This window comes from Pyrobaculum organotrophum (assembly GCF_055384425.1).
Window position 1 is genome coordinate 929,337 of sequence record NZ_AP042430.1, and the last position, 15,160, is coordinate 944,496.

Genomic DNA, 15,160 nt, shown 5'->3' on the forward strand with positions numbered 1-15,160 from the left:
TGCGTTCTCATGCTACTCTTGGGATTGTCGCGTGTAGAGACTGAGGAGCGGGAAATATTTATATAATAGGCACCGGACATGTGCATGCGGCTTGAGGTAAAAATGAGTAGCTTGCCTAGAGACAAGAAAAATATCCTAGTTATGGCATGTCCCGAACCTTCTCTCGCTGGTGTAGTTGCCGTGGAGTATCTGATAGATGCGCTATCTATGGAGGAGATCGGCGCTATTAGGATAACAGAAATGCCGCCTGTTATTGCCGTTGTAAACGGCGCTGCGAAGTTACCATATAGAATCTTCTACTCTAGACAAGCTGGTATTGTGGCCATTCGACAACATGTCCCAATCCCTCCGCAGATATACGCCGAGTTCATACGCAGGGTATTAGACTGGGCAGAGGAAAACAAGATAAAACTGGCCGTCTGTCTCTCGGCCATGCCTGCCGTAGGCGAAAAAGAAAGCGACGCTGTTTATTTCGTCACTGAGGAAAACCTAGTCGAAAAGTTTAGACAATACGGTTTTGAGCCTATAAAAGAGGCCACCGTGACTGGGCTAGAAGGTGCTTATTTAGACGCTGTATTAGGCCGTGGTATAGACGGAGCTTTGTTAATTGCAGAATCCAGGCTGCTCACCGCAATAAAAAGACTTGTAGACAGCGGCAAGATTTCGACACACCGCGACGTTATGCTAATTTTAAACGACCTAGTAGGCCGCGTTGGGCCAGACGTAGGAGCAGCTCTTAAGCTTATAAACGCCGTGGCTAAACTAGCGGAGACCCAGATAGACACGACAAGACTACAGGAACACGCCTCTAAATATGCGTTTCTCATAGAGAAAAACATAGAAGCGATATTTAAGCCGGTGGAGACAACCGCCCGAGTCCCCGGGAAGGAGATTCCGCTTGTCTTCTAGAAAAAATTTATTAAATCTAGCGAAGCTCTACCTTCGATGCCGAATTGGAGGGGGTTGGTGTTAGTGAAAGAACACCCTATGCAGAGGATTTTCATTGAGAAGGTTGTAGTAAATATAGGCGTTGGAACAGGAGGCGAGAAATTAGAAAAAGCCGCCAGTTTGCTTAAGGAACTGACAGGAGCTGAGCCATCCAAGAGGAGAGCAAAACGTACTATAAAAGACTTCGGCATAAAAAAAGGCGAACCTATCGGCGTTGCTGTAACATTGAGAAGAGATAAAGCGGTGGAATTCCTAATGCGCGCATTACAAGCTATTAACAATAGAATAAAGCGGTCGAGCTTCGACAACAGGGGCAACGTTTGTTTTGGCATAAAAGAACACATCCTTTTACCAGGCGTAAAGTACGACCCGGCGGTCGGCATCTGGGGTATGGACGTCTGTGTAAAGCTAGCTAAGCCAGGCTTAAGAGTACAGCTAAGGAGACGTAGAAGGGGGAAAGTAGGCAAACGTCAACTAGTGACAAGAGAGGAGGCGATAGAGTTTTTCCAAAAAGTCCTAGGAGTACAAGTAGACTAAATTAAAACACTTTTATACTGTCTGTTTCGATCTCTCGTGCTAATCGGCGTTTTGTCAGACAGTCACGACAACATTTGGGCAATTAAAAAGGCGGCTGAGGAGTTTAAAAAGAGAGAGATTAGGCTAGTCCTCCACGCTGGCGATTGGGTCGCGCCTTTCTCAGCCCGTGCCCTCAGAGAGGCCCTGGGAGAAGGCGTGAGGGTAGTTGGAGTCTGGGGCAACAACGAGGGGGAGAGGCTCTACTTCATGGAAGTAGCGAGGAAATACGGCGTTGAGATAGCGGGCGAGGCAGCGGAGCTGGAGACCGGGGGGAGGAGGATCGCCCTCTACCACGGCGCATCTTCGGTCCTGCTGAAGGCCTTGGTCGAGTCGGGGCTGTACGACGTGGTGATCTATGGCCACACCCACCAAGCCGCCATAGAGAGGCGCGGCAAGACGCTGGTGGTCAACCCAGGGGAGGTCTGCGGCTGCCTCACTGGCCGCTCCACGGTGGCTGTGGTAGATCTAGCCAAGCTAGAGGCGGAGCTGCTCTTCCTAACGTGACCTGGACAGCTGACGAGCTAGTTGCCTTCATTGCCAGGGTGCTATACGAGGTCACAAAAAACGGACTCACGCTGGACTACGCCTTCCAGAAGGTGAAGCAGAGGTGGAGGAGACTAGACAGCTTCAAGGTCTTCTACGACGCCTCCTTCGACGCGGTTAGGCACTACTACCTCCTCCGCCACTTAGCCTCGGCGCTTCTGGGCTCCACAAGCGCGAAAGCCGTGGCGCGGACCTGGTTCGTGTACCGCGCAGACAAGCTCCTCTACAACAGAGACCTCGTGGAGAGATACAGGAGACGGGTCCTAAAGAGGGCCAGGGCGAGGCCCGAGGAGGCGCTGGCCTCCCTTGAGACCCTCAGGGGCGACCTCCCCCGCTACCTGTCGGTGAAATACAGCTACCACCCGGCGATAGTGGAGACTCTACTCGCCAACCTCCCCCCGGAGGAGGTCGAGAGGATACTAGACGCCGGAAACAACACCTGGATCTGGCTCAGGGTAAATACCCTAAAGGCAGACGTGGACAAGGCGCTGAAGATGCTGGAGCGGGAGGCCGAGGTGGAGCCCCACCCCAGGATACCCTTCGCCCTCCTCCTCAAGAAGGCCAAGAGGCCCGTCCAGTACCTAACCGCCGTGAGGACCTTCGCCGCGGTCCCTCAGGACCTGGCCTCGATATACGCCGTGCTCTCCCTCGACCCCGCCCCCGGCGAAAAGATACTGGACCTAGCCGCCGCCCCCGGCATGAAGACCAGCCTAATAGTCCAGCTGGCGGAGGGCCGGGCCAAGGTCGTGGCGGCCGACTTCTCCGCCAAGCGCGTGGCCAGGATGAAACACCTCCTCAAGGCCCTGGGCGCCGTCGACGCCGTAGAGGTCGTACGGGCGGACTCCAGAAGGCTAAAGACGAGGAGGTTCGACAAAGCCCTCCTAGACGCGCCCTGCACCTCAAGCGGCGCCTTCACCAAGGAGCCGGCCGTCAAGATATACCCCAGGGTAGAGGAGGCCCCCAGATACGGCACGCTCCAGAGAGAGCTCCTAGCCAACGCCCTCTCCTTGGCCGAACAAGTGATATACGCCGTATGTAGCATAATGCCCCAAGAAGGCGAAGAGGTCGTGGCCAGCGCCCCAGCAAAAGCCGAAAAACCACACCCAGACCTCGCCCCAGCCTACAGAGGCGGCCCAGGAGGAAGAACCTTCCCCCACATACACAAAAGCGAAGCCTTCTACATAGCCCTGGTGCAAAAAAATTTATAAACTGTTTTTTTGTTTTATATGAGAAAGGTCTGGCTCATCGGCATTCTTGCCGCGGCGTCGGTAGCCACGTTTGTCATATCGTCGACGGTTGGAGATCCGCCCGGCGTGCACATTAGGCTTAAGCTGTACGACGGAGGTAAGCCCGCCGACTACCTTCTCCAGAGGGGCGACGTGTCGGTGGTGGCTCTGGTGTATGGGATCGACCCGCCAAGCCGCAACGAGTCTAGGGTGGTGTTTTTCAACGGCACCGCAAGAGGCGGCTCCATCTACATACCGGCGGCTAAGCTAAGGGAGTGGGCGAGGCGCTGGGCCGAGTGGAGGAGAGGCGACGTGAAGGACTTTAGAACCGCCCTCTTCATCACGGTAGCCGTTGTCAACAAGACCTCCCACAAGCCGATCTACCTGGTGATAGACAACATCGACATAAGTCCAGCTGACGTAGAGATGGTAAACATATACACGATACATATGGAGAGGGGGGTGCGCAACGCGGTTAAGGTGGAGAAAACACAGAAACCTCCCCCTTGATACCTGTAGGTACAGTAGCGGCGTATGTGGCAACTCCGGAGCCCACCCTTGAGTATTTTTACCGAGGTGTTAATCTACAGAGTCGCTACTGAAGACTTGGCAAGGCTGTATCCATCCACCTACTTCAAAACAGCGGATGGTAAGCTCTATATGAAGATACCCGCCGTTGTTGCATATAACAAATATACCTACAGCGGCACGATCGCGATATCGTTTCGCGCCGTTAGGACAGATGTACAATTCGGCACCTACCCAACGTTTGGATTTGGGGATAACCTCGCAGAAAAGTTGAAAAACAATATCCTGCCTAGCGTAACAATATGGAAGGGCAACGTATTTAGTTGGAGAGACAGAGCTGTATACAGTGCCAGTCTCACTTTAGATCCAGAGAGAAGGGGGTGGATATGGCTTTGGGGAAGATGGTCTCTGAGGGCTATCAAGTGTACTATTGTGCCGCCATTATGGGGTGTGAATATTTCGGCGATAAGATAACAAACTATGTCTCCGAGGTGCGGACATATCTAGGATCATCTAAGTACCCCAATGGTGGCTTTGAATATAGCTATCTCTCAGAGATCATGTCGAGGTTTTTCGACGGAAACACGCTGACTCTTGTTGGTACCACAAGCGGGGCTCTCGTAGATACTTTCTTATCTCCGGGCGAGACGGCAGAGTTCACAGACATATTCAAGACATTTGATACACGTGGAGCAGATTTTGAAGTAGGGGTGCCAGTCGGCGCTATACTATCAGATGCCGCATGCGGGGCTATCACCCGCGGCACGGCTAGCACAGCTTGCCGCGTGCTATTAAGCGGCTTCGACGTCTCGTTAAGCGCCAGCGGGCCATCTATTTATATAGACAGCTGGGTAACAAACTACGGAGACCACCCGACGTCTCCAATGATTATAACGTCCGCGAATATGTGTAAATAGCCACAAGCGGGTTCAAGTACAGCTCTGGGTCGTGTCAGTATGGGGTACCAGCCGGTCTGTATATCGAAACTCACTAGCCTTTTTTTGAGCCTTTCTACGGCCGGCGGGGCGGTTCCTTTTCTTCTGGCGAGGGGATGTCTCTGTATTTCCCCAAGTCCATCACCACTACTCTGCCGTAGAGGCCGCCTAGGTCGTAGACGTCTCCCGGCTTCGCGCCGGGGATTGGGACAAGCCTGACTCCAAGCGCCTTGTCTAGGGCTACTGCCGCGGCCATGACGTCTGCTATCAGGGCCGCCACGGCGTCTGGCGGCGCATCGCCGGGTATGCCTGCCATGTCTATGCCGGTGTTGCAGACGGCGAGGGTGGACTTGAGGGTGTCGAAGGTGAGGGCTCCCTCTCTGGCGGCTTCGGCCATGACGGCGTCTTCGCTCACTGGGATAAAGGCCCCGCTGAGGCCGCCTATGGTGGAGGTGGCCATGGCGCCGCCCTTCTTTACGGCGTCTACGAAAAGGGCTAGGGCGAAGAGGGTCCCAGGCGCGTCCACCCTGGGGAGGCCCACCGCCTCCAGTATGGCGGCTACGGAGTCTCCCACCTTGGGGGGCCACGCTGAGATCTACAGAGCCGAAGGGGACCCCCAGCTCTTTGGCTACCTCCCGCCCAACGAGCTCGCCGAGGCGCGTGATCTTGAAGGCGGCTCTCTTGATGGCGTCGTGTAGCGTTCTCACGTCGGCGTTGGGCATGTTCCGCACCACCGCCTCTATTACGCCGGGGGCCGCTCACAATTATGTTCACCACCGCGTCTGGGAGGCCGAGGCCGTGGTAGGCGCCGGGCATGAAGGGGACGTCCTCTGGTATGTTGGCGGTTGCGGCGAACCGCGCCGCGGCGTGGGGCTCCATCTTGAGGACCGCCTCGGCGGCGGCTCTAACCGCGTCCATGTTCACCCCGGTGGCGGTGGAGGCCACGTTGAGGAAGCCGGCGAGTCTCCTCGTGGAGTTCAACGCCTCGGGGAGGGCCTCCATTAGGGCGGCGTCTCCCCTAGAGACTCCTGCGTGTACAAAGGCTGAGAAGCCTCCCACCATGTCTACGCCGTGTTTCTCCGCCAAGCCGTCTAGATGCTTCGCGATCTCCACGGCCGCCTCCGCCTTCCCGATGGGCTTCAGCATTATGGAGACGGGCGACACGGCGAGCCGCACCGTGACGATCCTCACGCCGAGTCTAGAGGCCACCAGCTCCACCGCAGGTCTAAGCCTCTTGAGGAGGGACTCCAGCGCCTCCTCCAGCGCCGCCAGGGTATCTCCCACGGCGGGCCGTATGGCCGGTAGCGTGTTTACGCTGAGCGTGACGGCGCGGATATCCAGCTCGCGGAATAGGAGCATCTCGAGGACCTCGCCGATCTCCGAAGGATCGAACCTCATATCCTCTGCACGTACCTAATCACGTCAATGTGATAGACCCCTACCATCACCCCCAGTCTCTTCCCCTCTTCCTCGAGCTCCTTCCTGAGCTGGGCAATATCGATATCCGCCTTAGACATATCTACCACCATCACCATGGAGAAGATGTCTCTCACCACCGGGATATGTCGATTATATTGACGTTGTGGCGTGCTAAAACACTCGCAATCCCTGCTACGATGCCCACTCTGTCGGCTCCTAGTACAGAAACAACAGTAAGCTCCATAGAGAACGTTATAGGCAAGAATTTAGATATACATACCCAGAGCTGCTGGCACATAGTGCAGAGAAATCGAGGTTTTCAATGAATAAATTAACGATTTACCAGGGAGTTTTATGTTATATAGACTTAGAAAACCCAGGCATGAAGGTATGTTGTACGAGATATTGTCAAGTACTGATTCTTACTGCGCCTTATGGATTACAAAGAACCTAGATACCACCCGGCTGTGTTAGAATTTGAAAAACTAGTAGCCGACAGAGAAACGTACAGAAAGACCGTCGAGGAATGGCTTCGATATTCCTGGCGATGGGCCCAGTCGGAGAAGTACAAGTTGGTCTTCAGGGTGCAGGCGGCTATTGTCAAAGCGATTCGGGAGTACTTAGACGAAAGGGGCTTTGTGGAGGTTCTGCCTCCAATCGTGGGCCCGGTGACAGACCCCGGCATCCGCGGCGCTAAGCAAGCGTCTATTGACTTCTACGGCCATGAGTACAAGGTCATGTCCTCGGCAATCCTCTACAAGCAGTACATGGCGGCCTCTCTAGGCAAGATATACTTCGTGAGCCCCAACTTGAGGCTCGAGCCCCCCGACAGCATCTACACAGGCCGCCACCTAGTGGAGTTCTTCCAGGTGGATATAGAGATGTACGGCGCGGACTACGGACAGGCCATGGAGTTGGCGGAGGGCCTCGTGGCCTATGTGGTGAAGAGGGTCAGGGAGGAGTATGGCAAGCAGCTCGAGGAAGTCCTCGACAGGAGCCTTCCCGAGTTCAAGCCGCCCTTCAAGCGGTACCCCCACAGCGAAGCGATCAAGATAGTCAACTCCTACGGCTGTAGAAATGACCCCAGGTCGGAGCTGACGTGGGAGTGCGAGAAGCTCATGTCTGGCCTACACGCCCAGCCCTTCTTCGTTTACGACTATCCCAGGGGGAGCAGGGGCTTCTACGACCGGGAGGATCCGCAGAGACCCGGGGTTCTGCGTGACTTTGACATGTTATATCCCGAGGGCTTTGGCGAGGCGATAAGCGGCGCTGAGAGGGAGTACGAGCCGGAGCGTGTCATGGCGAGGATAAGAGAGGGCGGGGAGGACCCCAGGAAGTACGAGTGGTTTCTTCAGATGCTCAAGGAGCTCTACCCACTTAAGACGGCCGGCTTCGGAATAGGCGTTGAGAGATTTACCAGGTATATATGTGGACTGAGAGCCGTCTGGGAGGCCAGGCCGTATCCTAAGGTGGCAGGCATAGCGCCCACACCCTAATTTGTAAAAGTCGCGTTAGAAATATACTATGCTTGTTTTTTGCGATCTCTGGGGTTGTTATACAAGTGACTAGACTGCTTCATAAGACCCACCAAGAGATATATGGGACAAGTAGGGCTTAGATATTGTGCCAATTGAAGAAAGAGGTTAGTTGCATAGCTTAAAGTCACAATTTAAAAACAAGTGGAATTAACTGCCTTATGAAGGTTGCCGTGTTAGTCAAAACGGCGTTAGACACCGGCCAGTTGAGAGTTAGAGATACTGTTGTAATAGAAGAGACGCCATTTAAGATAAGCGACATAGATAGGAACGCTATTGAAGAAGCCGTCAAACTCAAAGGCCAAGATAAAGCATATGGTGTCACCGTAGTAAAATGGGGCCCCCTACAGAAAAAAATACAGGAAGCAGAAAACGTCTTGAGAGAGGCTCTTGCAATGGGCTTAGATGAAGTCTATCTAGTTGTAGACGAGAAACTACTAAACGCTAGCCACACTGCTACCGCTAAGGCCATAGCTGCTGTGATAAAGAAAGTTGGTGCAGATATTGTATTAGCGGGCGAGGCCACCGTAGACAACTATACTGGCCAAATTCCGGCGAGAGTAGCGGCGGAGTTAGGTTGGCCTGTAGTGACATATGTAAGAGAGCTTAAGATAGAAGGCGGCAGAGTAGTGGCAAAGAGAGACTTAGAAGACCATGTAGAGGTGGTAGAAGCGCCGTTACCTGTCGTGGTATCTGTAACAAGGGAGATAAATCAGCCGAGGATACCAACGCTTCTAGCTATCAGAGCTGCCATGAAGAAGCCGATTAATAAATTAACGCTTGCCGACTTAGGAATTGATATTACTCCGAAAATTTCAGTGTCTTACAGACCACTTGTCATACAGAGGAAAAAGATTATTATTAAAGAGGGCACTCCAGAGGAGAAGGCAGAAAAGCTTATACAATACTTACGCCAGGAGGGAGTAATATGAAAACACTTGTCGTATATCCAAATAAAGAGCTTCTCTATGCCGCATCTACATTAGGTGGCGAGATCACCGCTTTAGTATTCAGTCAGAAAGAGGCAGAAGCATTAGCTGGAAAGGCACACAGAATTCTAGTGGCTGAGATAGACCCCAAGTCGCCAGACGCTGTAGCTGAGGCTGTTATCAAAGCCTTCCCAGGGCATGACCTCGTTATGTTGCCATCTACAAAAAACGCCAGAACTGTCGGAGGCTTAATTGCACAAAGACTCGGCGCCGAGTTTTTAACTGATGTGTTGTCTCTGAGAGCTGAGGGCGGAGTTATAAAAGCGGAGAGATACGTCTTTGGCAATAAGGCGGTGGCTACGGTAGAGGCGCAACTTCCTGCTGTCGTCTCTATAGCCCTTGGGAGATTCCAAGGCGAGCCCCCTACTGTCCAGAGCATAGTAGAGAGAGTAGAGGTCGCGATAGCGCCAAAGGTTAAGATACTCTCTGTAGAGGAAAAGCCCAGAGGCGCCGTAAAATTAGAAGAGGCCGAGATCATAGTGTCTGTAGGCAGAGGATTTAAGAAGAAGGAAGATCTCCAGATGGCGTTTGAACTTGCTAAGGTGCTCGGGGGGCAAGTAGGTTGTTCCCGTCCTATCGCAGCAGACCTAAAATGGTTGCCAGAGGAGCACTGGGTTGGCCTCTCCGGGAAGAAGGTTAAACCTAAGTTATATCTGGCAATTGGAATATCTGGCCAACCACAGCACATAGCTGGGATATTAGACAGCAGAATTATAGCAGCAATAAATAACGACCCGTCGGCACCTATATTCCAAAACGCAGACTACGGAGTAGTAGAAGACCTCTACAAGATAGTCCCCATATTGATAAATAAAATTTCAAAACTAAAAGCGAAGTAATCTAAATAACCATCTGTATTTTTACTTCTTCTTCTCTTGCGCCGTTGTTATCTACAACAGCTAGGTCTATGCCGCCGCCGGACACGGGATCTCTCTCAATAGCCGCCTTAATTGCTTGTACCGCCAGCTTTTTAGCTTCTTGAAGAGATATATCAGGCCGGTATGTGGCGTCTAACAGAGACACTGCAAGTTTAGCCCCAGTGCCAAGCGCGGCGTAGTTATCTTCGATAAGACTCCCCAAGGGATCCATAACAATTAAATGGGGGCCTTCCTCGTCCACGCCTCCCACAAGTACTTCTGCATAGAATGGTAAAAGACGGCGGCTAAACATAATAATTGAGAGAAGTTTTGCCATAGCTCGTACGGTGGGTTTCTTTCTCACCTCAAGCTCATATGACATGACGTTGAGTTTTAAAATCCTTGCCAACGTCTGCATGTCGGCTATAATGCCGGCAGAGGCAATAGCAAGTTTATCATTTATAATAAATACTTTCTTTCCCGCAGAGCTTAACGTATAGAAGCCATACGACACCCTCTTCTCAGCCGCTAGAACAACGCCGTCTTTTGCTTTAATTCCGACGGCAGTTGCGCCAATTTGAACCTCCTCGCCCATGGCAGATCCATACCTCCTCTATATAAACATTATAAACAGATCTATACGAAGGCTCTGTGATTGTCAAAATAGATGGCTCATATGGAGAGGGGGGCGGGCAGATACTTAGAACCTCTATCGCGTTGTCTGCACTATTAGGCAAGCCCGTTGAGATAATCAACATAAGAGCCAAGAGGACCAACCCGGGTCTCCAACCTCAACACCTCACCGGCGTGTCAGCCGCCGCACTGCTGACAGACGCTGATATAGAAGGCGCCGCCAAGGGATCCACGAGGCTCTACTTCAAGCCAAAGACGCTGAAATGTGGCACGTTCAACATAGACATTGGGACAGCCGGCAGCATCTCTCTCGTGATACAAACCCTAGCCCCCATCCTCCTCTACGCCCCCTGCCCCACTAAGTTAGTCATCACCGGCGGTACAGACGTGGCATGGGCCCCGCCTATAGACTACATGAGGTATGTATTTGTAAAGGCGCTTTCTCTCTTTGGTGCAAAAATAGCTATAGAGCTCGTGAGAAGAGGGCACTACCCGAGAGGCGGGGGTAGAGTCATAGTCTATGTCGAGCCTATTAAAAAACTGAGAGCCGTGCACTCTGTTGAGTTTGGCAGATTGGTAAAGATTTCAGGCATTTCACACGCTGTAAATCTTCCTACTCATGTCGCAGAGAGACAGGCCAAAGCGGCTAAAGAGACGTTAGCTAAGCTGGGCTACGTGGCGGAGGTAGAGGTCGAAACGAGAAGCGACGGACTGGGCCCTGGTAGCGGCATAGTGCTCTGGGCTGAATCAGACATTGGAAATGTTGTTGGCGGAGACGCCCTGGGAGAGAGGGGTAAACCTGCAGAGGAGGTTGGTCGGGAGGCGGCGGAGAGACTTGCCGCTGTATTAAAAACCGGCGTCTCTCTAGATCCGCATATGGCCGACATGGCTGTTGTTTATATGGCTCTGGCAGAGGGCAGAAGCAAGATGTCTACCTCAGAGGCGACACTGCACCTACAGACAAATATGTATATCGTAGAACAATTCCTCCCTGTGAAGTTTAAACTAGAGAAGACAGGGGCAAGATATATAATTGAGGTAGATGGCATAGGCTACAGTAGATAAGCTTATCTCCTCGCCGCTTTTAGTTTTTCTAAGGCTATAGGTACGTAGAATTTGTTGAGTACATAATTAACGACCTCGCTAGTACCTCTACAATTTATTGTCGAAACCTCGCCGATAGGCGTAAATAGCGACCTCGCCCGCTCTAACTCCTCAGAGTTTGCAATATCTATTTTGTTAACCACCGTCACTACGGGGGCCGAGAAATTCGCCGTGATTTCGCGATAGAGATTTAACTGCATCTCTATTGAGAAGCCGCTATGCGGTGTGGGGTCAATCAGAAAAATTATTGCACCTGCAAGATGCCGCAACGCCAATATGGCTTGTTTCTCAATTACGTTGCGCTCGCTCAAAGGCCTGTCTAAGAGACCTGGCGTGTCTATAATCTGAACTATATCTCCCCTTAAGCGAATGTGGCCTACATGTATCTGCTTTGTAGTGAAAGGGTACTCAGCTACTTCAGGCCTTGCAGAAGAGACACAACGAACAAAACTACTTTTTCCAACGTTAGGCGCTCCTGCTACCACTATGGTGAACAGCGTAGGGTCTATGGCGGGTAACTTCCGTAGAAAAAGTACAATTTCTCGTAATTTGTCAAGCTCAGGTCTTAAATCGTTGATAAGATCTATAACTCTACCACGATACATCTTCCGTGCGGCATATATGCCCCCCTTATCAGAGGCGGCACGTACAGCTGCTATACTCTCTCTTGCTATAGCCTTTATAGCCACGTGAGCATTGCCTATTTTTGCAACAGCATGTTTATAGGTCTGTGTACCAAATACTACGTCAATAAGATCTCTGTAGAAGGGGTGGAGTCTGTCTAGAAACGGCATAGCAAGAGCTATTCCCCTCAAGACAGACGCTAAAGATTTTCCAGAAGACACAATACGTCTAATTTCAAGTCTTTTCTGCTTTATAAAGGCAGGCTCGACAACAGACCCCCTAGACTCCTCCTTCTCATACGTGGCTAAAAACATCGAAATTAACTCATCTGCTGAATAAACATACGGCAATCTGGATTTATTAACGACTTCCACAGCGAGATTAGCTATTTATGTATAAAAACCTTAGAATCCCATTGACAGCTCATAATAGCACATTTTTAAACAACACGGACATTAGTGAAACGTTTAAAGGTCTCGCCCTTTGGGGTGGTCGGCAACTTATATTTCTCATAGCAGAGTGGTGAAGAAAGACTTAGAGGTGTGCCTCATACGGTTGGGCAGGTCAACTCGAAGATGGCCCTGGCGGGGGACATCCACCGCCCTCGACGAGGGGCAACGGCCGTAGAAACCCCGCCCTCTAGGGCGGGAAAGGGGCCAGGGGGTTGCCCAATTTATCATATTAACTTGTAGTGAGTTTGGCTTTTAAACAAAGTCTACGCTGAAAATATATGAGAAAGACATTAGTAATACTAGCGTTGATATTCGCGCTCGGCGCCGTATTGACATACGCTAGTCACTGGGGTTGGGTTGGGGCTGAAAACCCCAGGTACGTCCACAACCCGTCTCTGGTTTACGGCCCTAGCCACTGGGTGCCCCACCGCCCTAGCGGTTGTACGCCTACTAGGGGCGAGCGGCGTAATTCCACGTTATATGTCTCTACAAGACAGTTGTATATCTCTGGAAGTGGGATAGACGCGGTACTTACGGTAGATCTGGTAAGTAGAAACGCCACATCGATCTACGGCGTTGTGGTATATGGCACTGGCACTGTAAAATTAGGCAACAACACCTACGTCGCAAAGTCTGTATCTGGAGTTGTGGCGCCTAAATTTGTCATGGTCAGGATCTACACGGGGAGAGAGCTTATATTCATTACTTATCACAACGGCAGATATAAAGCAGTAGTCAAATTGTTAGGCGCCCCAGGCGCCCAAATCTACAGTGGGACTGCATCTCTATCGTAGTTAAAGGTCGTAATACTCCTCCCCGCCTTTTTCATACCTCCTAACAAGGCCCTTCTCTAGTAGATACTGGATAGCTTGTGCAACCTCGGCGGGGTCTGCGTTAAGCTCTCTAGCCACGTCTCTGGCTGTGAGAGGTCCCTTGGCCCTTAGTATACTTAATATCCTTTTAGCGAGGGGCGGGGGTCTAGTGGCTATGTACTCAAATAGCCAGAGTGAACCGACGATAATGAGGGCAATAGCAGATATGCGGAGGACTAACGGCGCTATTCTCACAAATGCTATAGATACCGTTGTAGCAAAGGCGATAATTGCAAGAGCCGCGGCGAGGTATTTATTCATCTCACCGGTATCACAGGCACAATCTGGCCTCCCCCACCTGTAATAGCTACAATTTGGACGTTTCCTGTCTGGGCCACCTCCCGGAGACCTGCTAGATAGAGATAGAGTTCCGCGATACGTGTTGCTTCTGTAGCGTTAGCTCCTGTGGCTTTTATGATCATCTCTATGGCGTTTTTCGTGGCGTTTGCCACAAGCATTATCTGCATAGCTTGAGCCCGGGCGCGTGTGATAGTGGCGTTAGCCTCGGCCATGGCGGCTAAGACAGCTCTAGTGTAATTCGCCCTAGCTAGCTCCTCCACTCTTTGTCTCTCAAACTGCGCCCTAATAGCGTCCTGCTGGGCTGCCACCTTCCTATTTATTGCATCAGTAATCTGTTGGGGAAGGATGAAGTTCAACACATTCACATCTAAGATATCTATAAGACCGGCCACTGCCGGGTCCTTCTCTATAGACTCTCTGTACTGTTGTTCAATCTGTTTAGCTATAACGTCTCTATTTTCTATGAGATAGTCTAACGACACCTTAGAAATTACATCGCGAATAAGCTGTCTCGCTTTAGGCACGAGGACTTTGTCATCGTAATCCACCTGAGGGAACTTCTTAACTAGTTCGTCAAAACGCTCTGGCCTAATCCTATATCTAACTACCATCTCTACAGTCACAGTCACGCCATCTTTCGTAAGTACCTCTGGGGCTGTAAAAGTCCAGCGGCCTGCCGCTTTCTCCCTCTGTACGAACTCTATCACCTCTATGGCGTAGGTGTCTTCAATTATATAGGCCCAAGGGGCCTTAAAGCCTATAGCCGGCCCAGCCACAGGCTTGCTTATAGTCCCAGAGACTGGGTCGACAACCACTGCTACAACCCCTGCCGGCAGAGTGTAGACGGAGAGAGATACCAGCACCGCTACGGCGACTATGGCCAACACGGCTATTACAAAAACTGTCGTAGCCCTCTTTGGGATATTCGGCGTCCTTCTGATCTCTACTGGTATATACGCCATAGTCCCCTGGGGGTCACATTTATAAAAGCTTTACCACATTACTGTATGGGGCTGAGGGCTCCACAGGAGGAATGGATGGTGCCTAAGTCGTGGTACAATATAGTGCCGGATCTTCCCACGCCCCCTTTCAAAGAGTGGCGCCCCGGCCCTCTCCCGGGGGCTTGGGGCCCGCCTCCGCCAGACGCCGCGAGGGCGGGGCGGAGGCGAGAGGGGCACGGCCGTGCCCTGGCGTACGGGCGCGGCTGACCGGCCGGGCCCCAGGGCCGGGGGATGTGGTTCATGGGAGAAGAAAATTTACGAGGTTAAAGTGTTGTGATTGCCGGGACGGGGGAAAAACTATTGTTTTGCCCTCTGGAGGATCTCCCAGTAGCGTTTTTCGGTCCACGCCGTGGGCACGTCGTCTCTGTGTGCCGCAAAGCCGCAGGAGGGGCAACGCATGGCGCGCCCCGCCTCCTCCATCTCCGCGCCGCATCTGGGGCGGAGGGTCGAAGGCAAGCGCTCCTCTACATAGGGCAGTCCGTGTAGTTGCGCCAGCCTCCTCAGCCTCGCCCTCAGCCCCCTGAGACCTTCGAACAACAACCTCTCCGCGAGGTTCCTCGGACTCGCTATGTCCTCCTCTGCGCTCACCACGACCGCGGCCCGGCGCGCTCTGGGCCC

Annotated in this window: 18 protein-coding genes and 2 pseudogenes; 13 read left to right on the forward strand and 7 right to left on the reverse strand. The window is 52.1% G+C overall.

Translation table 11 applies throughout. The features are described from left to right. Window positions 1-84: 84 nt before the first annotated feature. The 7 genes from ACZ49R_RS05580 to ACZ49R_RS05610 are packed head-to-tail and all read left to right on the forward strand — an operon-like array spanning window position 85 to window position 4,738. Window positions 85-909 (forward strand): proteasome assembly chaperone family protein, encoded by an 825-nt coding sequence (locus tag ACZ49R_RS05580; RefSeq protein ID WP_464734058.1) that lies wholly within the window; start codon window positions 85-87, stop codon window positions 907-909. 36 nt (window positions 910-945) lie between these two features. Then, a complete protein-coding gene (locus tag ACZ49R_RS05585; RefSeq protein ID WP_464734059.1) occupies window positions 946-1,485 on the forward strand; it encodes a 50S ribosomal protein L5 in 540 nt (179 codons plus the stop codon). A gap of 36 nt (window positions 1,486-1,521) precedes the next feature. Further along, a complete protein-coding gene (locus ACZ49R_RS05590; protein WP_464734060.1) occupies window positions 1,522-2,028 on the forward strand; it encodes a metallophosphoesterase in 507 nt (168 codons plus the stop codon). Then, window positions 2,025-3,275: an RsmB/NOP family class I SAM-dependent RNA methyltransferase gene (locus ACZ49R_RS05595; RefSeq protein ID WP_464734061.1), complete on the forward strand. Its 1,251-nt coding sequence runs from the start codon at window positions 2,025-2,027 to the stop codon at window positions 3,273-3,275. Before ACZ49R_RS05590 ends, ACZ49R_RS05595 begins: the two co-directional genes overlap by 4 nt. Before the next feature lie 18 nt (window positions 3,276-3,293). Beyond that, the gene (locus ACZ49R_RS05600; RefSeq protein WP_464734062.1) at window positions 3,294-3,803 is read left to right on the forward strand and encodes a hypothetical protein; all 510 of its coding nucleotides are present in this window, start codon (window positions 3,294-3,296) and stop codon (window positions 3,801-3,803) included. Window positions 3,804-3,827: 24 nt separating this feature from the next. Then, complete coding sequence (locus tag ACZ49R_RS05605) at window positions 3,828-4,295, forward strand: hypothetical protein (protein WP_464734063.1); 468 nt, start codon at window positions 3,828-3,830, stop codon at window positions 4,293-4,295. Continuing rightward, window positions 4,265-4,738: a hypothetical protein gene (locus ACZ49R_RS05610; RefSeq protein WP_464734064.1), complete on the forward strand. Its 474-nt coding sequence runs from the start codon at window positions 4,265-4,267 to the stop codon at window positions 4,736-4,738. Before ACZ49R_RS05605 ends, ACZ49R_RS05610 begins: the two co-directional genes overlap by 31 nt. A gap of 80 nt (window positions 4,739-4,818) precedes the next feature. On the opposite strand, the pseudogene ACZ49R_RS05615 reads toward ACZ49R_RS05610, so the two are convergent. Continuing rightward, a pseudogene (locus ACZ49R_RS05615) lies at window positions 4,819-6,154 on the reverse strand (PFL family protein); the annotation flags it as partial. Beyond that, a pseudogene (locus tag ACZ49R_RS05620) lies at window positions 6,151-6,419 on the reverse strand (ACT domain-containing protein). The pseudogenes ACZ49R_RS05620 and ACZ49R_RS05615, both read right to left, overlap by 4 nt. A gap of 190 nt (window positions 6,420-6,609) precedes the next feature. Here ACZ49R_RS05620 and ACZ49R_RS05625 point away from each other — a divergent pair. From ACZ49R_RS05625 to ACZ49R_RS05635, 3 genes are all read left to right on the forward strand, one after another. After that, window positions 6,610-7,671 carry an asparagine synthetase A gene (locus ACZ49R_RS05625; RefSeq protein ID WP_464734065.1) on the forward strand — a complete coding sequence of 354 codons (1,062 nt, stop codon included), beginning with the start codon at window positions 6,610-6,612 and terminating at the stop codon, window positions 7,669-7,671. A gap of 200 nt (window positions 7,672-7,871) precedes the next feature. Then, entirely contained in the window at window positions 7,872-8,642 is a 771-nt protein-coding gene (locus tag ACZ49R_RS05630; RefSeq protein WP_464734066.1) for an electron transfer flavoprotein subunit beta/FixA family protein, read from the forward strand. Next, the gene (locus ACZ49R_RS05635; RefSeq protein WP_464734067.1) at window positions 8,639-9,538 is read left to right on the forward strand and encodes an electron transfer flavoprotein subunit alpha/FixB family protein; all 900 of its coding nucleotides are present in this window, start codon (window positions 8,639-8,641) and stop codon (window positions 9,536-9,538) included. Before ACZ49R_RS05630 ends, ACZ49R_RS05635 begins: the two co-directional genes overlap by 4 nt. Before the next feature lies 1 nt (window position 9,539). Here the strand turns inward: ACZ49R_RS05635 and psmB are convergent, their stop codons facing one another. Continuing rightward, on the reverse strand, window positions 9,540-10,151 hold the full coding sequence (psmB, locus tag ACZ49R_RS05640; protein WP_011762506.1) for an archaeal proteasome endopeptidase complex subunit beta: 612 nt from the start codon (window positions 10,149-10,151) through the stop codon (window positions 9,540-9,542). 56 nt (window positions 10,152-10,207) lie between these two features. Between psmB and rtcA the strand changes: the two genes are divergently transcribed. Continuing rightward, window positions 10,208-11,254: an RNA 3'-terminal phosphate cyclase gene (gene rtcA / locus ACZ49R_RS05645; protein WP_464734068.1), complete on the forward strand. Its 1,047-nt coding sequence runs from the start codon at window positions 10,208-10,210 to the stop codon at window positions 11,252-11,254. Between the two features lie 2 nt (window positions 11,255-11,256). On the opposite strand, the gene ACZ49R_RS05650 is transcribed toward rtcA, so the two are convergent. Further along, window positions 11,257-12,291: an NOG1 family protein gene (locus tag ACZ49R_RS05650; protein ID WP_464734069.1), complete on the reverse strand. Its 1,035-nt coding sequence runs from the start codon at window positions 12,289-12,291 to the stop codon at window positions 11,257-11,259. 356 nt (window positions 12,292-12,647) lie between these two features. Between ACZ49R_RS05650 and ACZ49R_RS05655 the strand changes: the two genes are divergently transcribed. Continuing rightward, window positions 12,648-13,163 (forward strand): hypothetical protein, encoded by a 516-nt coding sequence (locus tag ACZ49R_RS05655; protein ID WP_464734070.1) that lies wholly within the window; start codon window positions 12,648-12,650, stop codon window positions 13,161-13,163. Here the strand turns inward: ACZ49R_RS05655 and ACZ49R_RS05660 are convergent, their stop codons facing one another. Continuing rightward, window positions 13,164-13,502: a MarR family transcriptional regulator gene (locus ACZ49R_RS05660; protein WP_011762502.1), complete on the reverse strand. Its 339-nt coding sequence runs from the start codon at window positions 13,500-13,502 to the stop codon at window positions 13,164-13,166. Then, entirely contained in the window at window positions 13,499-14,503 is a 1,005-nt protein-coding gene (locus ACZ49R_RS05665) for a prohibitin family protein (protein WP_464734071.1), read from the reverse strand. The genes ACZ49R_RS05660 and ACZ49R_RS05665 overlap by 4 nt, the downstream gene beginning before the upstream one ends. Window positions 14,504-14,548: 45 nt before the next feature. On the opposite strand from ACZ49R_RS05665, the gene ACZ49R_RS05670 reads away from it, so the two are divergent. Beyond that, window positions 14,549-14,749: a hypothetical protein gene (locus ACZ49R_RS05670; RefSeq protein WP_464734072.1), complete on the forward strand. Its 201-nt coding sequence runs from the start codon at window positions 14,549-14,551 to the stop codon at window positions 14,747-14,749. A gap of 90 nt (window positions 14,750-14,839) precedes the next feature. On the opposite strand, the gene ACZ49R_RS05675 is transcribed toward ACZ49R_RS05670, so the two are convergent. Continuing rightward, window positions 14,840-15,133 carry a transposase family protein gene (locus ACZ49R_RS05675; RefSeq protein ID WP_464734073.1) on the reverse strand — a complete coding sequence of 98 codons (294 nt, stop codon included), beginning with the start codon at window positions 15,131-15,133 and terminating at the stop codon, window positions 14,840-14,842. Between the last annotated feature and the right edge of the window lie 27 nt (window positions 15,134-15,160).